Origin of the sequence: Bacillus sanguinis, assembly GCF_018332475.1 — a bacterium.
GTDB classification, from domain to species: domain Bacteria; phylum Bacillota; class Bacilli; order Bacillales; family Bacillaceae_G; genus Bacillus_A; species Bacillus_A sanguinis.
The window spans coordinates 1-24,492 of record NZ_BOQB01000057.1; the positions used below are offsets into that span (position 1 = coordinate 1).

The window sequence follows — 24,492 nt, forward strand, 5'->3', positions numbered from 1 at the left end:
GAGCTTCTCTTTTTTAGTTTAGAGTTTGAACAAGTACTGGTTTCCAGCCCTCATTATCTACCCAATCAATATTCACATAATATTTTTTACCTGATTGTTTATCTTGTACGTTACCATAAGCTTTATTTTTACCGTTATTTCCGATTCGATGAATAACTAATTGCTCCACTGGAACGTCAATTGCAGCTGAAATAGCTTGATTCATCTCATTCCAATCTGCTGTACCTTTTTTAAACGTCATCGCAGGTGTTGCACCTTGCTCTGTACCTACTGGCTTCCAAGAAGATTTCGTATAAGCGTCAGTTGCCTTTGGCTGTGTTTTTTCAGCTGGTACTTTCTCGTTAGCTTTCGCTTCTTCTTCAGCTTTTTTCTGTTCTTCTTCAGCCTTTAGCTTCTCTTCTTCTTCTTTCTTCTTAGCTTCTGTCTTATCTTGTTCGTTCTTCTTCGTCTCTTCTTTTCCTTTAGCTTTCTCAGACTTATTTTCTTTCGTTGTTTGCTGAGCTACTTTTTTATCACTAGAAGACGCTTGTTCTTTTCTTTCAGGAACAAACAATTGATATGATACAATAGCTACTAATATTAATACAATTGCAATTGCAATATTTAAAACACCGTTTTGACGACGTTTTTGTTGTTTCTGTTGGAATCTAGATCCTCCTGCCATTCTTCAAACCTCCATGCAGTTTTTCATACTTGCTATTGTAACATTAAATCTAGAAAGGTTGAACATTTACGATAATATTTTCATGAAATGAAAACATTTCACTATAAATTGCAAGATTACTTTTCATTCTCTAATCGATAGATTGATTCTACGATAGCTTTGAAAATAGGTGTAACTTTATTTACATCGCTATTCGTTTCTATATCCACGACAACTAAAGCATATCTTGGATTTTCATATGGAAAATAACCTGCAAACCAACGATTCTCTTTCGTTCCTTTTCCTGTTTGTGCTGTCCCAGATTTTCCAGCGACATTTAATGGTAACGAACTGAATGCTGCTCCTGTACCTTTCTCCGTTGTTACAACGCTCCTTAATAACTGTTGTAATGTTTTCACTGTTTCATATGAAAGCTGTTTCCCACCTAATGTATGGTCTTCAAATGTATAAAAGTCCGTTCCATTTTTATACATTATTTTTTCAACAGCTTTCACTTCCATCTTTTCTCCACCTCTAGCAATCGTCGCCATCATATTTGCAATTGCTAGGGGTGACATACGTACATCTTTTTGTCCAATTGCTGTTTGCACTACCGCCTTTTTACTATTCTTATTTCCTTCACTACCCCAAATCGTAACCCTCTTCTCCTCTGGCATTTGCTCAAAATGAGTTGTATGAAATACAGAACCTCTCCATCCAACCTTACCAGCAGCTCCTAAAGCTGCTACGTACGTTTCTAACACCATCTTATCCTTTTGTATTAGCTCATTACCTAACTCTGAAAATGCCCTGTTACAGCTTCTAGCAAAGCTCTCTTTAAAACTAAGTGTACCCATCATCACTTGTGGATGGTCTTCACCATATAAATCTTGATTACAATTAAATGTACGATTAAACACATTTTCATTCTGATCAATCACTGCTGCTGCAACTATTGTTTTAAAAACAGAACCGGGAAAATGTGGTGTTAACATTTGATTTTCAAGTGTAGTTGTATATAAACGCTCATCCTTCACCTGTACAGTTGGTTTGCTGACCATCGCTAAAATTTCATTTTTCTTTACATCAAGTAACACTAATCCCCCCTTCTTTATTCCGCTTGCTTCAACCACTTCTTCTGCTTTTTGCTGTAATCCGTTATGTAAAGTAGTTTGAATCGTCACTGGATAAAACGGATTTCCAGGCGACGTATATTTCGCTTGTTTTCCAAAAATCGGTTCTCCTTGTCGGTCCACTTGATACAATACTTTTGCCTCTCCATCGGTCAAAAGAAATTCATCAAATGATTGCTGCAATCCTGAAATACCAATTGGCGTTTGTCTTGAAATTTTGCTTACTTCTCCGTATCGTTTTTGAAATTCTCGTTCATTCTCCCCCACATCGCCAATTAAATGATTCACCCTGCCAGTTTGCCGTAAACGAACTTCAGCTGCTACAATACCTAATACATTTAATCGATTCACCTTCTCCATCTGCTCTCGTGCCAATCGAAAGGGACCATTTCCCCTTTGCATGATAAATGCACCTTTTTTTTCTTTCATTTGACTTTCAATCTCTTGTCTCGACACACCAATGATATGCGCAATTTTCTCTAACATGTCATTTTTTATTTGTAGAAATGGAAAAACAATTAAAACCGGATACTTTTTCTCACCTATTTCCTTACCGTTCCGATCTATAAAATGGCCTCGTCCATCATCTACGGTAATGGATTGCGTCCGTTGTGTAACACTTTTTTCAATTAAATTTATCTTACGTTTTGTAAATGATTCTGTATCTATAATTTGTATTTGAATTAAGCGACAAAGTAAAATAAACATGACACATATAAAACAAATTAAAACAATTGTAATTCTCCGTTTTATTTTCATAAAAAAACACCTCGTCTATTATAGTTTGGACGTAGTGTTTCATCTTTTATACAAATAAAAAAATCACTCGCTTTTACACGAGTGATTTTTTATTATTTTACAGAGATAATTTCTACTTGCATTTCTCCACCTGGAGTTTGGATTGCTACCTTCTCACCAATTTGCTTACCTAATAAGCTTTTTGCAATTGGAGAATCGTTAGAAATTCTGCCTTCAAATGGGTCTGCTTCTGCGCTACCTACGATTGTGTAAGATTCTTCATCTCCACCTGGTAACTCTTTAAATGTTACTGTTTTACCTAATGTAACAACTGTAGATTCTTCGCCGTTATCTGTGATGATAACTGCGTTACGAATCATGTTTTCTAATTGTGTAATACGTCCTTCTACGAACGCTTGCTCATCTTTCGCTGCATCGTACTCAGAGTTCTCAGAAAGATCTCCGAAGCTACGTGCAATCTTAATTCGCTCAACAACCTCTTTACGTTTTACCGTTTTTAAATCTTCAAGTTCGTTCTCTAGCTTTTGCTTACCCTCTTGCGTCATAGGGTATGTTTTTTCTGTTGCCATATTTTCCACTCCTTTTATATACCAATCCCCCGAAAAAAAGAGGAGTTCCATATGAAAACTCCCCCACTTATATGTATAGCGGAGGTTTCTAGCACGCCTGTACTAGCGGAGTTGTCACATACAACCCCGTATTCCCAATTCTTCTTTATATAAAGAAGATATGTATGGAAAGTTGATATAAATATGCCCTCACCTATATATAGATGAGGTTGCATGTTTCATTGTATTCGATAGGAAGGGAAAAAATCCCTTCCTATCGTATATCTTTTACTATGCTATTACAAATTTACTTTTTGTTCAAGAATTGTTGCAATTTTTGTCACCATAATATCAATTGCAACATGGTTTTGTCCACCTTCAGGGATAATAATATCCGCAAATTTCTTAGAAGGCTCAATAAATTGATTGTGCATTGGACGTACAACACTTACATATTGATCAATAACTGAATCCATCGTACGACCGCGTTCCTTAATATCACGCTGCATGCGGCGTAAAATACGAAGATCTGCATCTGTATCAACGAATAGCTTAATGTCCATTAACTCACAAAGACGTGGGTCTTCTAAAATAAGAATTCCTTCTAAAATGATTACATCTTTCGGCTCAACTGGAATAACTTCTTCTGAACGCGTATGCAATGTATAGTCATATACAGGCTTATCAATTTGCTCATATGCAAGTAACTGCTGCAAATGTTCAATTAACAGATCATTATCAAACGCAAGCGGATGATCATAATTTGTTTTTAAACGCTCTTCCATTGGTAAATGGCTTTGATCTTTGTAATAATAATCTTGCTCTAAGATTAAAATAGAATGACCTTTAAAATGGTCAAAAATCGCTTTCGTTACACTCGTTTTACCTGATCCCGAACCACCAGCAATTCCAATTACAACAGGCTTATTCGTCCCCATTCGACTATCAACTCTTTCTTATTGAAGTATGCTTTTGCGCATCATATTATTCACATACACTGGTTGATCCACTTTGAATTTCACGATTTGCAACGGATGTCTCGCTGCATCTAATTCGTTTCCATCCTCATCCCAAATTTTCTCCACCGTCTGCGTAAAGTTTTCTATTTCTGGCCCAAAGAACTCCACTTCATGTCCTGGTTTGAAATGATTACGTTGCTCAATCGTTACGATGCCCGTTTCTTCATTATAATCTAACACTAAACCAGCGAAATCATACGTTGTTTTCTTACTATGATTTCCAAACATTTGCTCTTGATGTCCTGGAACCCCTTCAAAGAATGCCGGAGCTGTATCACGATTTGCACATTTATCAAGCTCATCTAACCATTCTTGTTTAAACTCAAAATTATCCGGATCCGCACAATACGCATCAATTACTTTACGGTATACTGTTGCTACAGTCGCTACGTAATGGATTGATTTCATACGTCCTTCAACTTTTAAGCTATCAATTCCAATTTCAATCATTTTCGGAATTGATAAAATTAAATTCAAGTCTTTTGGACTCATTGCAAAGTGAGCATCTTCTTCTTGGAATAGAGGAAGCTCTTTTGCATCTTTATGTTGTGATACTGTTTGAACTAAATCATAGTCCCAACGGCAAGATTGACAACAACCACCACGGTTAGAGTCACGTGCTGTCATATGGTTACTTAACGTACATCTGCCTGAATATGCGATACACATTGCACCATGGACGAATGCTTCAATTTCAATATCCACTTTTTCTTTAATTTCTTTCATTTCTTCATAGCTTGCTTCACGAGCTAATACAAGACGATGTAAACCTTCTTCTTTCCAATACTGTGCTGCTTTCCAGTTGGATAGTGATTGTTGTGTACTTAAATGCACTTCAACAGAAGGCGCTACACGTTTACAAGTCTCAATAATAAGCGGATCAGCAACGATAATTCCCGTTACGCCAGCTTTTTCAATCCCTTTTAAATATTCCTCTAGCCCGTCCATATTTTCATTATGTGCAAAGATATTTGTTGTTACATATATTTTTGCTCCATATTTCTTTGCAAATTCAACACCTTCTGCCATTTCTTCCAGTGTAAAGTTACCTGCATTCGAACGAAGACCAAATTCTTGTCCACCTAAATATACAGCATCTGCTCCGTAATGGATAGCTACTTTTAATTTTTCTAAGTTACCCGCAGGGATTAACAGTTCAGGTTTCTTCACAATAACGCGTTTGCCATCGACTACTCGTGAAATTTCTTGTACAGTCATTTCCTACACCCTCCTCGTTTAGTAAACCGTCTCTTTAAAGAAGAATCCTGTATCTAACGGACGATTTACTGGTTGCATTGCTTCTATCTCTTTATATAAATCGTCTTTCACGTCATAATACGCATCACGATTTTCTACACATAAATCAATTGCTTTACGATACTTCTTCGTTACCTCAATAATGTATGCAGAGCTTTTTAGTACACCATCAACTTTTAAGCTAGCGACTTCAGCGTCAATTAGCTCTTCTAACTCATCAATGAAACAAATATCGTTTGGACTCATAATGTGAGTACCATTTTCATCTTCATAAATTGGATATTTATTGTTACGTTCTGGGTCATATAAGAACATATTCTCTTCATATTTTTTCTTTTCAATGTCAAGATTACGTCCTTGATACTCAAAGTAGTTTCCTACTAATGAACGCTTCGATTGGAACATACAAGTCATACCGTGAATTTGCACTTCAAGTTCCACTTCAGCATTTTCTTTTAATTCAACAATTTCATCTAAGCTAAGCTCACGAGCTAATACAGCACGTTTTGCTCCTCTTTGTCCCCAGTAGTTACAAGTAAACCAGTTTGTTGCTGTGGTTTCTGTATTCCAGTGCAATTGCATATTTGGCGCTACTTCTCGGACCGCCATTAATACTGCTGGATCTCCGAAAACAATTGCATCTACACTTACTTCGTTTAAAAATGCAACATAATTTGTTAATTCATCTACTTTATCATTGTGGAACATCGCGTTCATTGCTACATATACTTTCACACCATTTTCATGTGCAATCTTCACAGCTTGTTTCACATCTTCACGTGAAAATTCCCCTGCTAAACGTAAACCGAACTTTTGCTCACCGATCATTACCGCATCTGCTCCTGCTTTCGCAAGAGGTTCGATATCCGCCACTGCTTTTGGCGTTACTAACAATTCAGGTTTCTTCATACCTTGGTCACCCTCTCTTTTTACTAACGGCTACTCCATCACCAATTGGGAAAATCGTTGTATCATATCCTTCATGGTCCATAAGCCATTCATTGTACGTCTTAATACGACGGATTAAACCACGTGTACGTCTGTTTTCAATTTTCTCTTTTGTCGTTACAAGGCCATGGTACATAACATTATCTGAAATAATTACGCCACCAGGATTTAATAACGGTTCATATAAGTCAAAAAAGCGACGATATTGTCCTTTTGCTGCATCAATAAAGATAACGTCAAATGTTCCATGTTCTTTTACTTGCTCGCCTGTTTCTAACGCATCACCGTAAATAACGGAAATACGCTCTTTAACTGGTGAACGTTCTATATATTCAAGTGCTTTTTCATATCGCTCGCGATTGCGTTCAACTGTCACAATGCGAGAATTTGGAATAGCTTGCATCATACGAATACTAGAATAACCAATTGCTGTACCAAGCTCTAAAATGCTTTTTGGTCCAATTAAACGTAAAAATTGCAACATAAATTCCATTCCAAGTCGATCCATAATCGGCACATGATTTTCTTTCGCATAATCTTCCATTTCAAGAATTAATTTATCTTTCGGATCAATAAATGATAATAGGTACTCGTTAACTGCATCCTCCATAATGGTCCTCCTTATTTACATGGAGAAGTGCCTCTATGACGTCTTTTCACACATAGAATGCAATAAAAATACAAGCCAGCTTTACCCTTAGCTTGTACGTCCCGTTTTGATATTAAAAACGATTCTTCTGCCAGTTTTTAACCCGATATATTTTACCACAAAAAAGAGGGATGTGCGACCTTTTTCGCTATCCCTCCCCATTTCACTGTTTTTTCGTAATATATTTTTGCTTTAATGCATTATGCTCTTCTAATGTTTTCGCATAGTACACTTCACCAGTTGGTGCAGCTAAGAAATAATAATAATCTGTTTGCGCAGGCTCTAACGCCGCTTCCACTGAATGTTTACCAGAGTTTGCGATTGGACCAACCGGTAATCCTTTCACAACATACGTATTGTACGGTGAGTTTATCTTTAAATCTTCATATAATACACGTTGTTTATGCTTTCCAAGTGCATATAATACCGTTGGATCAGTTTGCAGTGGCATACCTTTTGCTAAACGATTGTAAAAGACACTAGAGATCTTTTGACGATCTGTAAAGCCTGTTGCCTCTTCTTCAATAAGTGAAGACAATGTTAAAAGCTGATGAACATCCCAGTTTTTCGCTTTCATTTTTGCCTCGTTTTGAACAACAATTGCATTCGTTTTTTCAAGCATCGGAATTACGATTTCCTCTAACGTCGTATCTTTTTTATAGAAAGAGTACGTCGCAGGATATAAATAACCTTCTAATGGATATTTAATATTGCTATCAAAGATTTTATCCGTTAATAACTTCGGATACTTTTGCTGCATTTTTTGAATAAATGCTTTATCGTTTAATTGACGTACGACATCATCTTTATTCCACTTTAATTCGTTTGCAACCGTTTCTGCAATTTCAGTTACTTGCGCACCTTCTTTTATTGTCACTTTATAAAGAGCTGGACGATGAACGTTACCAGATGACATTTGTTCAATGACATCCTTCACACTCATTGAAGGATTTAATAAATATGTACCCGCTTGTAAATTTTTCGATTTAGCCTTTGTATAAAAACTAAAAACTGTACCGTTTTTCACAGCACCTTTTTCTTCTAAAATCTCACCAATTTTACTAGTAGATGATCCTTTTGGAATTTCTACTTCAATCTCTTTTTTATTCCCGCTATCAACTGGTCCTAATGCAGATGAAATATACGCATAGACTGAACCACAAACTAAAAGCAGTGCAATAATCGAAAATAAAAAAAGACGTCTACGCTTTTTTTTCACTTGATTCTCTATCAACACTCTTCCTCCTTATTCAATTGTAGACCGTATGTACATCTTTCTATACAACACGATATAAAAACACAATAAATTTATTTATCTTTTTGAGATAGACATTTTATTTTTCTACAATCCGTCTCATTATACTACAAAGGATTACACAGTTTCGACAAAAAATCTTTCATTTTGCATATAAAAAAAGATGGACGATATATCGTCCATCTTTTCAGCACTTATTATTCAGCTTCTTGCTCATCAGCTAGAGTGTTGAACATTTCTTGTACCATTTCCCACTCTTCTTCAGATTCGATTGGAAGTAAACTTCCGCCCTCTTCTTCATTTTGCTCATAAGCCATTGCATCATAAATTGGGTCTCCATCTTCGTCTACTTCACCGATTGGAGAGAAGACTACGTATGATTTTTTGCCAAATTTTTCAGCATCAAAAGTGAAAATAATTTCACATAAATGTTCGTTACCTTTTTCGTCTACAATTGTAATTTGATTTTCTTCCATTTTGGTCACCTCTTATTTACTATCTAAAAATCCTTGTAAGATTACGACTGCAGCCATCTTATCGATTACTTGCTTTCGCTTCTTACGGCTTACATCAGCTGAAATGAGCAGACGTTCCGCTGCCATTGTTGACAAACGCTCGTCCCACATTACAACGTCTAATTGTAACAGCTCTCGTAGGTTTTCTGCAAATTGTTGGCACGCTTCACCACGCGGGCCAATTGTACCATTCATATTTTTCGGTAAACCTACTACTATTTTGTCCACATTGTACTGCTTTACTAATTCAGAAATACGGTCAAAACCGAAGTGACCTCGTTCTTCATTAATTTTAATTGTTTCTAACCCTTGTGCTGTCCAGCCCATTTCGTCGCTAATTGCAACTCCGACTGTTTTTGTACCTACATCTAAACCTAATATCCGCATAAACTACTCCTCACGATGATGTTTCAAGTAAGACTTCACAAGCTCTTCAATTAACTCATCACGTTCAAGCTTGCGAATGATGCTTCGTGCATCTTTATGGCGAGGTATGTATGCTGGGTCTCCACTTAATAAATAACCGACGATTTGGTTAATCGGATTATAACCTTTTTCTTGAAGTGCATCATACACAGTTAAAAGTACATCATTTACATGGACACTCTGTTTTTCATCTTGAATGCTAAACTTCATTGTTTTATCAAAACCGTCCATTTCAAGCACCTCACTTATATAGTAAGTATAGGGAGAAGAACTTCTCCTCTCCCTACCATTGTACACTACTATCTCTTTATTTTGAAACAGATTTAACGTACTCTTGTACAAATGCTAAAGCTTCCTCAACTTGCGCTGGGTTTTTACCGCCCGCTTGTGCCATATCAGGACGGCCGCCACCGCCACCGCCACAACGAGAAGCCACTTCTTTCACAAGTTTACCAGCATGGTATCCTTGGCTAATTAAATCTTTCGTTACGCCAGCTAAGATGTTTACTTTATCATCATTTACAGACGCTAATACGACAACTGCAGACTCTAATTTATTTTTCAGGTCATCCATCATCGTACGTAAGTTGTTCATATCTGCAACATTTACTTTTGCTGCTAATACGTTTACGCCATCAACTGTCATTACTGAATCAGTTAAGTTTCCTGCTTCAATATTACTTAATTTTGCAGCAAGAGATTCGTTTTCTTTTTGAAGTTGTTTTACTTCAGCAAATAAACCGTCAACTCTTGTTAAAATATCTTTCGGGTTTGTTTTCATTTTCCCTGCTGCTTCTTTTAATAAACCTACTTGATCGTTCATTAATTCGTAAGCAGATTTTCCAGTTACCGCCTCAATACGACGAGTTCCTGCACCGATACCAGACTCAGCAACGATTTTGAAAATACCGATAGAAGCTGTGTTATCAACGTGACAACCACCGCAAAGCTCTAAGCTATAATCGCCTACTTGTACAACGCGTACAACATCACCGTATTTTTCACCGAATAATGCCATTGCGCCCATTTCTTTCGCTTCTTCGATTGCTTTTTGAGAAATCTCAACATCAATACTTTCCCAAATTTTCTCGTTTACCATACGCTCAATTTTTTCTAATTCGTCAGCTTGTACTTGACCGAAGTGAGAGAAGTCAAAGCGTAAACGTTCAGAAGTTACAAGAGAACCCGCTTGGTTAACATGCGTTCCAAGTACGTCTTTTAATGCTTGGTGTAGTAAGTGAGTTGCTGTATGATTTTTCACAACGCTACTACGGTTTTTCGTATCGATAATAGCTTTCACAGCCGCATCTTTCGTTAATGTACCTTCTTCCACAACAACTTTGTGTAAGTTTTGACCATTTGGTGCTTTTTGTACGTCTTTTACAAGAACTTTCACACCGTCAGCAAGCAGGTAACCACGGTCTGCAATTTGTCCGCCGCTCTCAGCATAGAATGGTGTTACATCAAGCATTAATTGCCCTTCTTCGCCAGCTTGTAAACTGTCTGTATATTCGCCATTTTTCACAAGTGCAACAACGTTACTTTCTGTTGCAACTGTACCGTAACCAACGAACTCGCTCGCCACTTTCACTTCTCCAAGGACACCACCTTGAACTTGCATAGAATCAACGTCTTGACGAGCAGCACGTGCGCGCTCACGTTGTTTTTCCATTTCATTTTCAAAGCCTTCCTGATCAACTGTCATACCAGCTTCTTCTGCATATTCTTCTGTTAATTCAATTGGGAAACCGTATGTGTCATATAGACGGAACGCATCTACTCCAGAAATAACAGTTGTTTTTTCTTCTTTTGCTTTTGCGATAACTTCAGCTAAAATTGCTTCACCATCATGAAGTGTTTCATGGAAACGCTCTTCTTCATTTTTCACAACTTTTGCGATGAAATCTTTCTTTTCAAGTACTTCTGGATAGAAGTCTTTCATTACTTCTCCAACAACCGGCACTAATTCAAACATGAATGGACGGTTGATGTTTAATTTCTTCGAATAACGAACAGCGCGGCGTAATAAACGACGTAATACATAACCACGGCCTTCGTTAGATGGAAGAGCACCATCACCAACAGCGAATGTTACTGTACGGATATGGTCAGCAATTACTTTGAATGCCATATCTTTTTCTAAATCGCCATTACGATATTTTTCACCAGAAATTGTTTCTGTTGCACCAATCATCGGCATGAATAAGTCTGTATCAAAGTTCGTAGGCACATCTTGAACGATAGATGTCATACGCTCTAGACCCATCCCTGTATCGATGTTTTTCTTAGGAAGTGGTGTATATGAACCGTCTGGATTATGGTTAAATTGAGAGAATACAAGGTTCCATACTTCTAAGTAACGCTCGTTTTCTCCGCCTGGATATAATTCCGGGTCACTAAAGTCATTACCGTAAGCTTCTCCGCGGTCATAGAAAATCTCTGTATTCGGTCCACTTGGTCCTTCACCGATATCCCAGAAGTTTTCTTCTAAGCGGATGATGCGCTCTTTTGGAACACCCATTTTCTCATTCCAAATTGTAAATGCTTCTTCATCTTCTGGATGGATTGTAACGGATAGTAATTCTTTATCGAATCCAATCCATTTGTCGCTCGTTAAGAATTCCCAAGCCCAAGTAATTGCTTCTTCTTTGAAGTAATCACCGATTGAGAAGTTTCCTAACATTTCAAAGAATGTATGGTGACGAGCTGTTTTCCCTACATTTTCAATATCGTTTGTACGAATCGATTTTTGAGCATTTGTAATACGTGGATTTTGCGGGATTACACGTCCATCAAAATATTTTTTTAATGTTGCTACACCACTGTTAATCCATAGAAGAGATGGATCCTCATGTGGAACTAGTGATGCACTAGGTTCTACTGCATGTCCTTTTTCTTGGAAAAAGTCTAAAAACATTTGACGAATTTGTGCGCCTGTTAGTTGTTTCATTGTATTTTCCTCCTTAAATATAAAAAACTCCCGCCCCTATAAAAGGGACGAGAGTTAACTCGCGATACCACCCTAATTATGAATTGATTATTATACAAATCAATTCATCACCTCATGGTGCCGTAACGTGGCAAGACGGCAGTGATTAGCTGCTCTCAGGATTAGCTTTCTGTTACCCTTCATTTAAAGCTTCTTTCAGCCATATGGAAGCTTCTCTCTATAAATGGACTGTAACGTACTTGTTCCGTCATTGATTTAATGTATTATATGACTAAATATAATAGAATTCTCTTAAGTTTGTCAATGTAGATAATCATTTATATTATATCAATTGCTTATTAATCATAGCTATTCTACTATTCATTCTTAACAGCCTTTTCATATATTATGCATGCATGAATAAATTGTACTAACTTTACGAACTTTTCCGAGTATTGTATTTTTGTTATAATTAAATTTCCAATAATAAAGGAGCGATTATAATGACAACCTTATTGAATACAGCTAAAAATATGTTAACGACTGACGAAACGATATTATTTTACACTGCATGTTCATTAGACGTATTTATTTATCGTTCCGTCGCAAGACCAGGCCTATTGATTTTAACGAACAAAAGGCTATTCTTTTATGGACCAGATGTAAGTAAGAACCCATTATTTGAAGAGTACTCTTTCACAAACATTTCTAATCTAAAGGAGCAAAAACGTCTTTTCAGCAATCAAATTATATTTATGTATGATAATGAATGGAAAAAAATAAAACATATTCAAACAAAGGATGTAAGCTCTCTCGTTCAACAAATCAACGAACAAATCTCTAAATAACAAAAGCCCTCTACTTTTATAAGTAGAGGGCTTTTATATTACACATCTTCTTTTTTCCAAAGAGGCCTCACATGAACAATTACAGTACGAATGACCGCTAAAACAGGAACTGATATTAATAACCCTACAATTCCCGCCACTTCTCCTCCAACTAGTAATGCCAGCATAATAATAACAGGATGCATACGAAGCGACTTACCAACGATGTAAGGTGATAAAATGTTACTTTCCAAAAATTGCAAAATAGCAATCGTAATTCCCGCCTTAATAAGTAAACTCGTTGATACCGTTGCCGCAATCATTAACGTGGGGATCGCCCCTAAAATAGGACCGAAGTATGGGATTATATCCGTTACCCCAATAATAATGCCAAGTAATAATGGATATTTCATACCGATAAACCAAAAAGAAAGAACAGATACGCCCCCTAATACTAAGCAAACAAATAACTGTCCTCGAATATAACTTCCGAGTGACTTGTCAATTTCTTTCGCCAGCATTTGCCCAGTACTCCGCCACTTACTCGGAACTAGCTTCCAAAAGATATGATAAAACTCACCGTAATCTTTTAATATGTAAAATACAATGAACGGTATTAAGAAAATAATAAGCAGCGAATCCAGTACACCCCGAGCTGTACTCATTACTTTATTTAAAAGTGATTGTATCTTCGTTTCTACCCCAACAAAAATTTGTTTCACCTTTTCATGAATAAATGACGGGAAATTCGCTGTCTGTTCTGTAACGCCATCCATCCAAGAATCATACATTTTTGTAAACTGCGGGAATTGTTCATTGATTTCTTGTAATTGCTTAATAACAATTGGCGTTCCTTTATAAATGCCATAACCGATTCCGCCAAAGAAAAGGATGTAAATGAGCAAAATAGCGAGTGTGCGTGGCATCCCTTCTTTATGAATTTTTTCAATTAAAGGATGCAATAAATACGCAATAAAGCACGCAATAAGAAACGGCGTAATTGCCACTTTAAACACAAAAATAATCGGTGCCCATAGCGGTTTAATTTTTAAAAAGACGAGCAAACAAAGAAATACGAGTAACAATAATCCTAAACGATATATCCAAATGATTTTAAGATTCTTCACACGAAAAACCTCCTCCACCTTTATTTTGAAAATAAATAGGGTAGGTTATGTGCAAAAGTTTTAAAATCTTTTCGTGCAGACCATACTGTTTTGTAAAGACGTACATATACATAACATAATAAGGACAACCACCCCTGAGTATGCAACATGGAACAATATGATCAGGAGGGCTCATAATGGTTTTATTTATGCTCGTATTATCAGCACTTTTTATGATTCTTGAATGGGTTTGTATCGGGTTTGGTATTTGGAAAGGTTTCTTTATTCGTTCCTCACGAAAAGAAAGAGCGAAGCAATTATTTCATTACGGAATGCTTGGCGTTGGATGTTACGGCCTATCTTATCTCTTCTCTGAAATTGGACTTTTATATTTGCATACAAGTGCATAAAAAAACTCCCTTATCATGAAGGGAGTTTTTTGCGCTTATAGATAAGATTTAATCATCTTACGTGCTTTTTTCATATTGCGTTTTGAAAATACATCTTGCTTGCGAGCATATTGGTATGCTGCCGCACCAACACCTAATGCGATTAATGAATTGCGTAGATTCAAAGTAAATCCCCCTTTTCGTTATCCGATCGTTCTTTCGTTCTCATCAAATAAATCATCAAGAGAGCTTAATGAACCATCTTCCTCTACTTGATGCGTATGGATTTTCCCCTTTGAAACCGATAATTCGATATAACAATTCCAGCAATAAAATTGGTTGACACCTATTTTTCCAATGTCTTTCCCTTTGCAATTTGGACAAATGAACATATGGCTTTCATCTCCTTACAGTCTCCCAGATTCTATTCGCCATTATGTCCAAACCGCATTCATTTATACATTGCTGGAGCCTTTCAACGTTATACGTTTGAAAGTTTCACTATATAATTTCACCTTGTTACATGAAATCATACGGTGAAATGTTTTCCACGTCCATTTCTTCGCCATTAACTGTTACCATCTGTACTTCTCCTTGTGATTCTTGCAAGCGACTCGCTAAAGTCGTTTGACGCATTGCATCATCAAGACGATTTACACCAGACTGGAAAGCGGCTTCCTCCCCGCAAATAATAAGGAACTTCTTACTTCTTGTAATACCAGTGTAAATTAAATTACGACGTAACATACGATTGTAACTTTTTACTATCGGCATAATCACGATCGGGAACTCACTACCTTGCGACTTATGAATCGAACAGCAATAGGCATGTGTAATTTGATTTAAGTCTGGCTTTGTATACGTTACTTCAATTCCATCAAATGAAACGATAATCATATCTTGTTGCTCAACATTCTCTTTCGCATAAAACACCGAAACAATTTCTCCGATATCACCATTAAACACTTGGCTCTCCGGCTGATTCACGAGCTGCAATACTTTATCGCCTCTTCGGTATACAACATCACCGTAAGCAATTTCTTTACTCTTTTCCCTTTTCGGATTAAACACTTCTTGCAACGCTTCGTTTAGTACATTAATACCAGCAGGCCCACGGTACATCGGGGCCAGTACTTGTACATCTCTTGCGCTAAACCCTTTTGTCTTAGCATTGTCACAAACCTTCTTAACAACCTCAACAATTTGGGCTCCTGTACAGCCAATAAATGAACGATCTTTTTGATTTTGCGCTAAATCTGGTGGGAGTGTTCCATTTTTTATCGCATGGGCAAGTTGAATAACTGATGAGCCTTCCGCCTGACGATAAATTTCAGTAAGCTTTACTGTTGGAACTGCACCTGCATTCAATAAATCTTTCAGCACTTGTCCAGGTCCTACAGATGGCAATTGATCTTCATCACCTACAACGATAACTTGAATGTTCGTCGGCAATGACTTAAATAGCTGATTTGCAAGCCAAATATCAACCATTGAAAATTCATCAATAATGAGCAATTTCCCTTGTACCGGATCCGTTTCATTACGCTGGAAAGACCCTTCTGGTGTCCAGCCAAGTAAACGGTGAATTGTACAAGCTGGAAGCCCTGTTGATTCACTCATTCGCTTCGCTGCTCTTCCTGTTGGGGCCGTTAATAATATCGGAAATGGATTATCATCACTGTATTCATTCGGATTTAACGATAATCCGTGCAGTGACGCATACATTTCAACAATTCCTTTAATAACTGTTGTTTTTCCTGTTCCTGGTCCACCTGTTAATAACATCATCGGTTTATGAAGTGCCGTTTGAATCGCTTCTTGCTGAAACGGTGCATATTGTACGTTCAGTTGTTCTTCAATTTCACCTAATGTTTTTAACACTTCTGCTTCTGGAAATGAAGGTGTTTCTTCTTGATTCATAAGCCTGCGAATAGACTTTACAACACCTTTTTCAGAGTAGAACAGCGTTGCTAAATACACTCGCTCTTCTTCTATGATGACTTTCCCTTCACTTTGCATCATTTCAATACAGCCTACAACGTCTTCCTCAGCCACTCTTCCTTCTTGATTGTTTAAAAGTGACATCGTTTCTCTTACAAGTTGATCTTTCCTCATATAAACGTGACCAAGTTGCAGTGAAACATTCTCTAACGTGTAAAAACATCCTGCGCGTACACGGTCGTCGTGATTACCCGATATCCCTAACGCACGCCCTATATCATCCGCCCTTCCAAAACCAATCCCGTCTACTTCTTCGATAAGTTGGTACGGGTTATTACGAATCACTTCTAATGTCATCTCTTTATATTGCTGGTAAATCTTAATAGAAAGTTTTGTTCCAAAACCGTAGCCATTTAAAAAGCTCATTACTTTCTCTAATCCTTGATGTTCAACAATTGTCTCATATATTTCCTGAGCCTTTTGTTTATTAACAACACCATTTAATGCCTCAGGGTCATCCATAATTTTAGAAATAGCATGTTCTCCAAGATGATCTACAATTTTTTCAGCTGTACGCTTTCCTATCCCTTTAAATAAATCACTCGCTAAATATTGCACCATACCGGCTTTTGTTTGTGGCAATTCTTTCTTAAATGTTTCAACCATATATTGTTTTCCATACTTCGGATGGTCTTTAAAATGACCTGTCAATGTAAACACTTCATCTTCATGCATGCGGGGAAAATGACCGTTTATCATCACTTTTTTTTCGTCGTACGTTTCATTCGTTTCAATGACTTTCATACTGACAACGGAATAGAGGTTTTCTTCGTTGTGGAAAATGGTATGAAGAACTTGCGCTTTTATAAACTTTTTCTCTTCTTCAAACAAATCCATTGCATGTTGATTTCCCATCTTTCCTCTCCTTTCCGAATTCTTTTCACTTTAATGAGCAGTACATCCCCCACCTTTTTAGATGAGGGATAACTACCCATTAAACTATATTTTCATCTTATTCAGCTTCTTGCTCTAATAAACGAACACCATTACCAGCTAAGAAGTGATCTGGCTGAATGTCAGTTGCTTTCTTAAATAAAGTAAGAGCCTTCTCGTTATTTTCTTCAAATACGTACGCAACACCTAAATTATAATACGCATCTGCATGCTCTTCATCCATTTCTAATACCTTTTCAAAATAAGGTTTCGCCTCTTGAATATGTTCTAATCGAGCAAAGCAAAGTCCGCACTGGAATACAGCCTCTACATCGTTTTCATCTAATTCTGTTGCTCTTTGTAAAAACGGTAGTGCAAGACGATCATTTCCAAGTTGCACATGTGTAATACCTAACATAAATGTTACATCAGCTGATTGTAATCCAGCTTGCATTGCTTGTTCAAATACAGCTTTCGCCTCTGCGAATTGCTCTTGACCGTAATATACGTTTCCTAATCCGTAATAAGCAGCCGCAGATTTATCATCTAACTCTAATGCACGTTTATAAAATAAAACCGCTCTCTCACTGTCACCTAGTACATCTAATAAGTTCGCAAAATTAATATATCCAAGCGCATCTTTCGGATTTTCTTCGATTGCTTCTGTGAAATTTTTAGCAGCTTCTTCCCAGTTTCCTTCTTGCATATATTGAATACCTGTTTCAAGTTTGTTTGACATGTCCTTCACCTCTACAACAAATTATAACAAAGAATGTATTTTCTAAGCGAACGAAAATTCGCCTTATGTAAAAGAAACCTCTAACCGCGAATCGGCAGAGGCTTCTCGTTTTATCCTAAATAATCCAATTTCTTACCGCTACGGTACACTTCATCAATTGTAGCACCGCCTAAACACTCATCTCCATCATAGAAAACAACTGCTTGTCCTGGTGTAATTGCACGAATTGGCTCGTCACAAAGAATACGAACTGTATTTTCATCAACGATTTGAACCGTTACTTTATTGTCTTCTTGACGATAACGGAATTTCGCTGTGCACTTAAATTCTTTTTCTTTCGCTTCATTACTTACCCAGCCGACATTCGTAGCAATAACTTCATCACCATATAGAAGTTCGTTATGGAATCCTTGATCAACATATAAAATGTTTTCTTTCAAGTTTTTCCCAACAGCAAACCACGGATCACCATTACCACCAATACCAAGGCCATGACGTTGTCCAATCGTATAGTACATTAAACCGTCATGCTTCCCTTTCACTTCACCAGATAATGTTTGCATCACACCTGGTTGTGCTGGTAAATAGTTACTTAAGAAATCTTTAAAATTACGCTCACCAATGAAGCAAATACCTGTACTATCTTTCTTCGCAGCTGTCGCTAAACCAGCTTCTTTCGCCATCTCACGAATTTGTGGTTTCTTCAATTCACCTAACGGGAACATTGTTTTTGACAATTGCTCTTGGCTTAATTGATTTAAGAAATACGTTTGGTCTTTATTGTCATCAACACCGCGAAGCATTTTATATTCGCCGTCCATATACGCAACGCGTGCATAATGACCTGTCGCTACATAATCAGCACCAAGCGCAATTGCATGCTCTAAAAAGGCTTTAAATTTAATTTCTTTATTACACATTACATCTGGGTTTGGTGTACGACCAGCTCGGTACTCATCTAAGAAGTACGTAAATACTTTATCCCAGTATTGTTTTTCAAAGTTTACTGCATAATACGGAATACCAATTTGGTTACACACTTCAATTACATCATTGTAATCTTCTGTTGCTGTGCAGACACCATTCTCATCTGTATCATCCCAGTTTTTCATAAAAATTCCGATTACATCATAACCTTGCTCTTTTAATAAAAGAGCCGCTACAGATGAATCGACGCCACCGGACATCCCGATGACAACGCGTGTTTCTTGAGGTAGTTTGTTCATCATGTCACCTCCCATGCTAATTTTGTGTTAATCGCTTCACGATTTTCACTGTTTCGTACGCCGCTTTCTCAATTTGCTCTTTCGTATTTCCAAGCCCGAAACTAAAGCGTACGGATGAACGTATTTGATCGGAGTCTTTTCCGAACATCGCTACTAATACATGTGATGGATCAATCGAACCAGCTGTACAAGCCGAACCACTTGACACTGCAATGCCCGCTAAATCTAAGTTCACAAGAAATGGTTCAATGTTCATTCCTGTAAAACTAATATTAAGCACATGTGGTAAGCGATATTCTAAGTTTCCGTTTACCTCGAAAGTAATGTCTTCATTTTTGAAGACAGATACCATTATATCTTTAAACTCTTCATATTGGGCATTTTTTTGCTCACGAGTTTTTTCAGCTAACAAAATTGCATGCTGAAGCCCGGCGATACTCGGTACATTTTCAGTACCAGCACGGCGTTTTCTTTCTTGCTCCCCGCCTATTAATAACGGTTCAAATTTCACATCTGCACCAGCGTATAGGAACCCGACACCTTTTGGCCCGTTAATTTTATGAGCTGAAATCGATAATAAATCAATGCCGAACTCTTTCACATCTATTTCTACTAAACCGTAAGCCTGTACCGCATCTGTATGGAAATAAGCTTGATGCTCTTTTAGCAACTTCCCTATTTCTGCAATTGGCTGCGTCGTCCCAACTTCATTATTCCCAAACATAACAGATACGAGAATTGTCTCTTCTGTTAATGCCTTTTGTATGTCAGAAACTTGAACGCGTCCCGTTTCATCGACAGGTAAATATGTCACTTCAAACCCTTCACGCTCTAACAATTCACACGTATGCAAAATCGCATGATGCTCAATTTGCGTCGTTATAATATGGTTACCTTTATGACGGTTCGCACGCGCTACACCGATAAGCGCTAAATTATCAGCTTCTGTACCACCGCTCGTAAATATAATTTCATTCGGATTCGCATGAATGCTACGTGCACACGCGCGTCTCGCTTCATCTACTGCATGGCGCGTTTGACGTCCATAAAAGTGAATACTAGACGGGTTCCCGAATGTTTCTGTCATATATGGAATCATCTTTTCGACCACTTCTGGGTGAGTCGGAGATGTCGCAGCATGATCTAAGTAAATGCGTTCCATTAAATCTCCTTCTTTCCAAATCGTTTCACAAGGAATTAAATGTAAAACATATAGCCCCCGTGATTTTCTTCCTCATAACGTACTAAATCTTCTAACGTTGTACTATCTAACACTTCTTGCACCGCATCTCGAACACGCATCCATAATTGGCGTTGTGCTGGTTCTTCTTCTTCTATCATTTCTACAACACTAATCGGACCCTCTAATACACGAATTACATCCCCAGCTGTAATGTTAGCTGGCTGATCTGATAATACATATCCGCCGTATGCCCCGCGCGTACTCTTTACTAGACGAGCGTTACGAAGTGGTGAAATTAATTGCTCTAAGTAATGTTCCGATAAATCATGTGCCTGCGCAATTGATTTTAAGGAAATTGGACCTTCACCAAACTTTTTTGCAAGATCGATCATAATTGTTAAGCCGTAACGGCCTTTCGTTGAAATCTTCATCTATTTTGCACCTCTTTTCAAATTTTCACTTCTATTGGTTATATCTTATTTATAAAAGAACACAATTTAAAATCCTATGAAATTATAGCATAATATAGTATTATAAGAAATTTCAACTTGTGTATCAAAATGATAACATAAAATCACATTGAAAAACTCGGAAATTATTACAATTGAAAGAAAAATGAAAATATTTATGTTCATTTTTCCCATAAAGCAGCATCCTATTTCAAATTTCACTAAAAAAAATGATACGATAGAAAGAGATTATACTTTAAGGGAGACGGTAAAAATGAAACAACCACTCGCACATCGAATGCGCCCTACAAATATTCAAGAAATTATCGGACAACAACATTTAGTTGGTGAAGGAAAGATTTTATGGCGAATGGTCCAAGCAAATCATTTTCAATCTATGATTTTATACGGCCCTCCAGGCACTGGAAAAACATCCATCGCGAGCGCAATTGCAGGAAGTACCGGAACCCCTTTTCGCCTATTAAATGCTGTTACTCATAATAAAAAAGATATGGAAGTTGTCGTACAAGAGGCAAAGATGCATCGACACCTCGTTTTAATTTTAGATGAAGTACACCGTCTAGATAAAGCAAAACAAGATTTTCTATTACCTCATTTAGAAAGCGGACTCCTTACCTTAATTGGTGCTACGACGAGTAATCCGTTCCATGCTATTAATTCTGCTATTCGGAGTCGTTGTCAAATCTTCGAATTACACGCATTAACAGAAGATGACCTTTTAATTGGTTTAAAACGAGCACTTGAAGATAAAGAAAAAGGCCTTGGGGAATATGATGTAACTGTTACGCCTGAAGCATTACATCACTTCGCAAATGCTTCAGGCGGAGATATGCGTTCCGCTTATAACGCGCTTGAACTAGCTGTTTTATCTAGCTTTACAACAGATGACAAAGCTGCGGAAATTACGTTAGAAATCGCAGAAGAATGCTTACAAAAAAAGAGCTTCGTTCACGACAAAGGTGGAGATGCTCATTATGACGTATTATCAGCATTTCAAAAATCAGTACGCGGAAGTGATGTAAATGCAGCACTTCACTATTTAGCACGCCTTATTGAAGCTGGTGATTTACAAAGTATTGGTAGACGTCTTCTTATTATGGCATATGAGGATATCGGACTTGCTAGCCCGCAAGCTGGACCACGTACACTAGCAGCTATAGAATCAGCTGAACGAGTTGGATTCCCAGAGGCACGCATACCACTTGCAAATGCTGTTATCGAGCTTTGCCTATCACCAAAATCAAACTCAGCTTATAAAGCACTTGATGCTGCATTACACGATTTACGTAACGGTCAAACAGGTGACATTCCAAGTCATTTAAAGGATAGTCATTACAAAGGTGCAGAATCACTTGGAAGAGGCATTGGATACTTATATCCACACGACCATCCAAATGGCTGGGTACAACAACAATACTTGCCTGATAAAATTAAAAACAAACAATATTATAAACCGAAAACGACAGGGAAATTTGAGCAAGCACTTTCTACTGTATATGAAAGATTGCAAAGTTCGAATAAAACGAAAAATAAAGGGTAACATAAGCGAAAACGTCACCATTATGGAGGCTTCGCTTATGAAAACACGTCAAGATGCATGGACAAAAGAAGATGATCTCCTTTTAGCAGAAACTGTTTTACGACATATTCGCAGCGGCAGTACACAAATAAAAGCATTCGATGAAGTCGGCGATACATTAAACCGCACTTCAGCAGCTTGCGGATTTAGATGGAATGCTGAAGTAAGACCGAATTACGAAGATGCGGTGCAACTTGCAAAAAAACAACGTAAAGAATTAAAACGCTCTGAAGCTAAAATAGAAAAAGAGCATTTCACGAAAACGAAACAACTCGTAATTGATGCCGAGTTTTCAGAAGATATTATGCCAAGTAAACAAGAACTTACTATGCAAAATGTCATTTCATTTTTGCAAAACTTAGAGCATACCAACCCTTCACTCGCAAAGTTACAAACTGAAAATGATGTATTACAAGCTCAGCTTACGTCCTTGCAAAAAACGAATCATGAACTCGAAGCAAAATTAGCGGTACTCTCAAAAAAACAACAGGCAATCGAAGAAGATTACGCCATGCTTGTTAGAATTATGGACCGTGCCCGAAAACTCGTTTCAGTTGAAGAACAAGAAGAACAGATTGCTCCAATTTTCAAAACAGATCAAAATGGAAATTTAGATATTATTTATTCTGCAGAGAATTAAAAACAGGGATGTCACTTTTTTGATTAAGTGACATCCCTGTTTATTTCTTTAATGAACATTATGTGTGTGCATGTGTTGATAAATGAAATTATATCGACGATTCGAAACGAAATATCGATTTACCGACTAAAATTCACAACAATAAACCTTAAGTTCACACAAAGAAAAAAACGGAAATAATTGGATGTTTTTCGCTTAAATGTTACTATAAACATATATATACAAAGGGAGATGGTTACTATTTCATTAATAGTCTTCAAAATAACACCCGGTGTTCTCGTCCTAACTTTAGCTCTTTTCACCATTAACAGTTAAAAAAAGACTTCCGCCTATAAATCAGATAAATATGATCATTACTTACTAGCTTTGCTTACATTTGAACTAATAGTAATGTAAATATCCATATTTCTTTAATACATATAAAAAAGCATATATCCGAAATGGATATATGCTTTCACTTTATTCTTGCCCTACACGTTTCACTTCTACATTTTTAATACGTTCACGTACAACGTGACTTGCCATAATTAAACCTGCCACAGATGGTACGAATGCATTTGAAGAAGGCGGTAATTTCGCTTTACGAATTTTTGCATTTTCGTCTGGTACAATTTCTTTACGTACTTCTTCACGAATCACGATTGGGTTTTCGTCAGAGAAGACAACTTTTACACCTTTTTTAATACCCTCTTTACGAAGCTTCGTACGAATTACTTTCGCAATTGGATCTGTATGTGTTTTAGAGATGTCCGCAATACGGAAACGAGTTGGGTCCATTTTATTTGCTGCACCCATACAGGAGATAATTTTAATTTTGCGACGTAAGCATTGTTTAATTAAATGAATTTTGAACGTAATCGTATCAGATGCATCTACTACGAAATCTAAGCCATGTTTGAAGAACTCTTCATATGTTTCATCAGTATAAAACATTTCTAGTCCAATTACTTCACACTCTGGATTAATGTCTGCAATACGCTCTTTCATTAATTCTACTTTTGAACGTCCTACAGTAGATACTAACGCGTGAATTTGACGGTTTACGTTTGTAATATCTACAACGTCTTTATCAACTAACACGAGACGCCCTACGCCAGAACGTGCTAACGCCTCTGCCGAAAATGATCCTACACCGCCAATTCCTAAAATACCGACTGTACTATTTTTTAATATTTCAAGTCCTTCTTTACCGAAGGCTAATTCATTACGTGAAAATTGATGTAACATTCAGCTCTACACTCCTATTACAAAAATGGTCTACCATGTATTCTAGCGTTTTTCCGACTATTTGTATAGAAAAAGTTATAGAATTCCTAAAAATACATATTTCGAAAATGAAAACATAGTGTAAACCGGACCTTTTAAACTTCCTTCCAAT

Annotated in this window: 25 protein-coding genes and 1 other annotated feature; of the genes, 4 read left to right on the plus strand and 21 right to left on the minus strand. The window is 37.1% G+C overall.

Annotated features, from left to right (window positions below):
- Positions 1-13: 13 nt before the first annotated feature.
- From KI369_RS08015 to alaS, 12 genes are all read right to left on the minus strand, one after another.
- Positions 14-664 (minus strand): YrrS family protein, encoded by a 651-nt coding sequence (locus tag KI369_RS08015; RefSeq protein ID WP_212955603.1) that lies wholly within the window; start codon positions 662-664, stop codon positions 14-16.
- 116 nt (positions 665-780) lie between these two features.
- The gene (locus KI369_RS08020; protein ID WP_212955604.1) at positions 781-2,535 is read right to left on the minus strand and encodes a peptidoglycan D,D-transpeptidase FtsI family protein; all 1,755 of its coding nucleotides are present in this window, start codon (positions 2,533-2,535) and stop codon (positions 781-783) included.
- A 92-nt stretch (positions 2,536-2,627) separates the two neighbouring features.
- Positions 2,628-3,104, minus strand: coding sequence for a transcription elongation factor GreA (gene greA / locus KI369_RS08025; protein WP_000179964.1), 477 nt, complete (start codon positions 3,102-3,104; stop codon positions 2,628-2,630).
- Between the two features lie 278 nt (positions 3,105-3,382).
- Positions 3,383-4,021, minus strand: coding sequence for a uridine kinase (gene udk / locus KI369_RS08030; protein ID WP_000537082.1), 639 nt, complete (start codon positions 4,019-4,021; stop codon positions 3,383-3,385).
- 18 nt (positions 4,022-4,039) lie between these two features.
- Positions 4,040-5,320 carry a peptidase U32 family protein gene (locus tag KI369_RS08035; RefSeq protein ID WP_212955605.1) on the minus strand — a complete coding sequence of 427 codons (1,281 nt, stop codon included), beginning with the start codon at positions 5,318-5,320 and terminating at the stop codon, positions 4,040-4,042.
- Between the two features lie 18 nt (positions 5,321-5,338).
- Positions 5,339-6,268: a peptidase U32 family protein gene (locus tag KI369_RS08040; RefSeq protein WP_212955606.1), complete on the minus strand. Its 930-nt coding sequence runs from the start codon at positions 6,266-6,268 to the stop codon at positions 5,339-5,341.
- 7 nt (positions 6,269-6,275) lie between these two features.
- Complete coding sequence (locus tag KI369_RS08045) at positions 6,276-6,917, minus strand: O-methyltransferase (protein ID WP_212955607.1); 642 nt, start codon at positions 6,915-6,917, stop codon at positions 6,276-6,278.
- Positions 6,918-7,119: 202 nt separating this feature from the next.
- Complete coding sequence (gene mltG / locus KI369_RS08050; protein WP_212955608.1) at positions 7,120-8,190, minus strand: endolytic transglycosylase MltG; 1,071 nt, start codon at positions 8,188-8,190, stop codon at positions 7,120-7,122.
- 218 nt (positions 8,191-8,408) lie between these two features.
- The gene (locus tag KI369_RS08055) at positions 8,409-8,687 is read right to left on the minus strand and encodes a DUF1292 domain-containing protein (protein WP_000392245.1); all 279 of its coding nucleotides are present in this window, start codon (positions 8,685-8,687) and stop codon (positions 8,409-8,411) included.
- A 12-nt stretch (positions 8,688-8,699) separates the two neighbouring features.
- Positions 8,700-9,113 carry a Holliday junction resolvase RuvX gene (gene ruvX / locus KI369_RS08060; protein ID WP_001221193.1) on the minus strand — a complete coding sequence of 138 codons (414 nt, stop codon included), beginning with the start codon at positions 9,111-9,113 and terminating at the stop codon, positions 8,700-8,702.
- 3 nt (positions 9,114-9,116) lie between these two features.
- The gene (locus tag KI369_RS08065) at positions 9,117-9,383 is read right to left on the minus strand and encodes an IreB family regulatory phosphoprotein (protein WP_000348590.1); all 267 of its coding nucleotides are present in this window, start codon (positions 9,381-9,383) and stop codon (positions 9,117-9,119) included.
- 76 nt (positions 9,384-9,459) lie between these two features.
- Positions 9,460-12,102 (minus strand): alanine--tRNA ligase, encoded by a 2,643-nt coding sequence (alaS, locus tag KI369_RS08070; RefSeq protein WP_212955609.1) that lies wholly within the window; start codon positions 12,100-12,102, stop codon positions 9,460-9,462.
- A 40-nt stretch (positions 12,103-12,142) separates the two neighbouring features.
- Positions 12,143-12,362 (minus strand) — a binding site (T-box leader).
- 222 nt (positions 12,363-12,584) lie between these two features.
- On the opposite strand from alaS, the gene KI369_RS08075 reads away from it, so the two are divergent.
- Positions 12,585-12,929, plus strand: a complete 345-nt coding sequence (locus KI369_RS08075; protein WP_212955610.1) for a PH domain-containing protein — start codon at positions 12,585-12,587, stop codon at positions 12,927-12,929.
- 38 nt (positions 12,930-12,967) lie between these two features.
- Here KI369_RS08075 and KI369_RS08080 read toward each other — a convergent pair whose 3' ends face one another.
- Entirely contained in the window at positions 12,968-14,035 is a 1,068-nt protein-coding gene (locus tag KI369_RS08080; RefSeq protein WP_212955611.1) for an AI-2E family transporter, read from the minus strand.
- Positions 14,036-14,211: 176 nt separating this feature from the next.
- Between KI369_RS08080 and KI369_RS08085 the strand changes: the two genes are divergently transcribed.
- Positions 14,212-14,424 carry a hypothetical protein gene (locus KI369_RS08085; protein ID WP_000242555.1) on the plus strand — a complete coding sequence of 71 codons (213 nt, stop codon included), beginning with the start codon at positions 14,212-14,214 and terminating at the stop codon, positions 14,422-14,424.
- Positions 14,425-14,459: 35 nt separating this feature from the next.
- Here the strand turns inward: KI369_RS08085 and KI369_RS08090 are convergent, their stop codons facing one another.
- The 7 genes from KI369_RS08090 to cymR form a co-directional block, all read right to left on the minus strand.
- Positions 14,460-14,588: a YrzQ family protein gene (locus KI369_RS08090; protein WP_001053553.1), complete on the minus strand. Its 129-nt coding sequence runs from the start codon at positions 14,586-14,588 to the stop codon at positions 14,460-14,462.
- Positions 14,589-14,606: 18 nt separating this feature from the next.
- Positions 14,607-14,795 (minus strand): YrzR-like zinc ribbon domain, encoded by a 189-nt coding sequence (locus tag KI369_RS08095; RefSeq protein ID WP_000469281.1) that lies wholly within the window; start codon positions 14,793-14,795, stop codon positions 14,607-14,609.
- 127 nt (positions 14,796-14,922) lie between these two features.
- Entirely contained in the window at positions 14,923-17,259 is a 2,337-nt protein-coding gene (gene recD2 / locus KI369_RS08100; protein WP_212955612.1) for an SF1B family DNA helicase RecD2, read from the minus strand.
- Between the two features lie 97 nt (positions 17,260-17,356).
- Entirely contained in the window at positions 17,357-18,016 is a 660-nt protein-coding gene (locus tag KI369_RS08105) for a tetratricopeptide repeat protein (RefSeq protein ID WP_212955613.1), read from the minus strand.
- A gap of 110 nt (positions 18,017-18,126) precedes the next feature.
- The gene (gene mnmA / locus KI369_RS08110; protein ID WP_212955614.1) at positions 18,127-19,242 is read right to left on the minus strand and encodes a tRNA 2-thiouridine(34) synthase MnmA; all 1,116 of its coding nucleotides are present in this window, start codon (positions 19,240-19,242) and stop codon (positions 18,127-18,129) included.
- 16 nt (positions 19,243-19,258) lie between these two features.
- A complete protein-coding gene (locus tag KI369_RS08115; RefSeq protein WP_212955615.1) occupies positions 19,259-20,404 on the minus strand; it encodes a cysteine desulfurase family protein in 1,146 nt (381 codons plus the stop codon).
- A 35-nt stretch (positions 20,405-20,439) separates the two neighbouring features.
- Positions 20,440-20,856, minus strand: coding sequence for a cysteine metabolism transcriptional regulator CymR (gene cymR, locus KI369_RS08120; RefSeq protein WP_000704116.1), 417 nt, complete (start codon positions 20,854-20,856; stop codon positions 20,440-20,442).
- A gap of 292 nt (positions 20,857-21,148) precedes the next feature.
- On the opposite strand from cymR, the gene KI369_RS08125 reads away from it, so the two are divergent.
- Both KI369_RS08125 and KI369_RS08130 read left to right on the plus strand, forming a co-directional pair.
- The gene (locus KI369_RS08125) at positions 21,149-22,435 is read left to right on the plus strand and encodes a replication-associated recombination protein A (RefSeq protein WP_000812938.1); all 1,287 of its coding nucleotides are present in this window, start codon (positions 21,149-21,151) and stop codon (positions 22,433-22,435) included.
- 37 nt (positions 22,436-22,472) lie between these two features.
- On the plus strand, positions 22,473-23,114 hold the full coding sequence (locus KI369_RS08130; RefSeq protein ID WP_212955616.1) for an RsfA family transcriptional regulator: 642 nt from the start codon (positions 22,473-22,475) through the stop codon (positions 23,112-23,114).
- A 459-nt stretch (positions 23,115-23,573) separates the two neighbouring features.
- On the opposite strand, the gene KI369_RS08135 is transcribed toward KI369_RS08130, so the two are convergent.
- Positions 23,574-24,341 (minus strand): tRNA threonylcarbamoyladenosine dehydratase, encoded by a 768-nt coding sequence (locus KI369_RS08135; protein WP_000903182.1) that lies wholly within the window; start codon positions 24,339-24,341, stop codon positions 23,574-23,576.
- Positions 24,342-24,492: the final 151 nt, after the last annotated feature.

Coding starts and splice junctions, on each gene's coding strand:
- KI369_RS08015 (WP_212955603.1), bottom strand. CDS start 664: ATGGCAGGAGGATCTAGATTCCAACAGAAACAACAAAAACGTCGTCAA.
- KI369_RS08020 (WP_212955604.1), bottom strand. CDS start 2,535: ATGAAAATAAAACGGAGAATTACAATTGTTTTAATTTGTTTTATATGT.
- greA (WP_000179964.1), bottom strand. CDS start 3,104: ATGGCAACAGAAAAAACATACCCTATGACGCAAGAGGGTAAGCAAAAG.
- udk (WP_000537082.1), bottom strand. CDS start 4,021: ATGGGGACGAATAAGCCTGTTGTAATTGGAATTGCTGGTGGTTCGGGA.
- KI369_RS08035 (WP_212955605.1), bottom strand. CDS start 5,320: ATGACTGTACAAGAAATTTCACGAGTAGTCGATGGCAAACGCGTTATT.
- KI369_RS08040 (WP_212955606.1), bottom strand. CDS start 6,268: ATGAAGAAACCTGAATTGTTAGTAACGCCAAAAGCAGTGGCGGATATC.
- KI369_RS08045 (WP_212955607.1), bottom strand. CDS start 6,917: ATGGAGGATGCAGTTAACGAGTACCTATTATCATTTATTGATCCGAAA.
- KI369_RS08055 (WP_000392245.1), bottom strand. CDS start 8,687: ATGGAAGAAAATCAAATTACAATTGTAGACGAAAAAGGTAACGAACAT.
- ruvX (WP_001221193.1), bottom strand. CDS start 9,113: ATGCGGATATTAGGTTTAGATGTAGGTACAAAAACAGTCGGAGTTGCA.
- KI369_RS08065 (WP_000348590.1), bottom strand. CDS start 9,383: ATGGACGGTTTTGATAAAACAATGAAGTTTAGCATTCAAGATGAAAAA.
- alaS (WP_212955609.1), bottom strand. CDS start 12,102: ATGAAACAACTAACAGGCGCACAAATTCGTCAAATGTTTTTAGACTTT.
- KI369_RS08075 (WP_212955610.1), top strand. CDS start 12,585: ATGACAACCTTATTGAATACAGCTAAAAATATGTTAACGACTGACGAA.
- KI369_RS08085 (WP_000242555.1), top strand. CDS start 14,212: ATGGTTTTATTTATGCTCGTATTATCAGCACTTTTTATGATTCTTGAA.
- KI369_RS08095 (WP_000469281.1), bottom strand. CDS start 14,795: ATGTTCATTTGTCCAAATTGCAAAGGGAAAGACATTGGAAAAATAGGT.
- recD2 (WP_212955612.1), bottom strand. CDS start 17,259: ATGGGAAATCAACATGCAATGGATTTGTTTGAAGAAGAGAAAAAGTTT.
- KI369_RS08105 (WP_212955613.1), bottom strand. CDS start 18,016: ATGTCAAACAAACTTGAAACAGGTATTCAATATATGCAAGAAGGAAAC.
- mnmA (WP_212955614.1), bottom strand. CDS start 19,242: ATGAACAAACTACCTCAAGAAACACGCGTTGTCATCGGGATGTCCGGT.
- KI369_RS08115 (WP_212955615.1), bottom strand. CDS start 20,404: ATGGAACGCATTTACTTAGATCATGCTGCGACATCTCCGACTCACCCA.
- cymR (WP_000704116.1), bottom strand. CDS start 20,856: ATGAAGATTTCAACGAAAGGCCGTTACGGCTTAACAATTATGATCGAT.
- KI369_RS08125 (WP_000812938.1), top strand. CDS start 21,149: ATGAAACAACCACTCGCACATCGAATGCGCCCTACAAATATTCAAGAA.
- KI369_RS08130 (WP_212955616.1), top strand. CDS start 22,473: ATGAAAACACGTCAAGATGCATGGACAAAAGAAGATGATCTCCTTTTA.
- KI369_RS08135 (WP_000903182.1), bottom strand. CDS start 24,341: ATGTTACATCAATTTTCACGTAATGAATTAGCCTTCGGTAAAGAAGGA.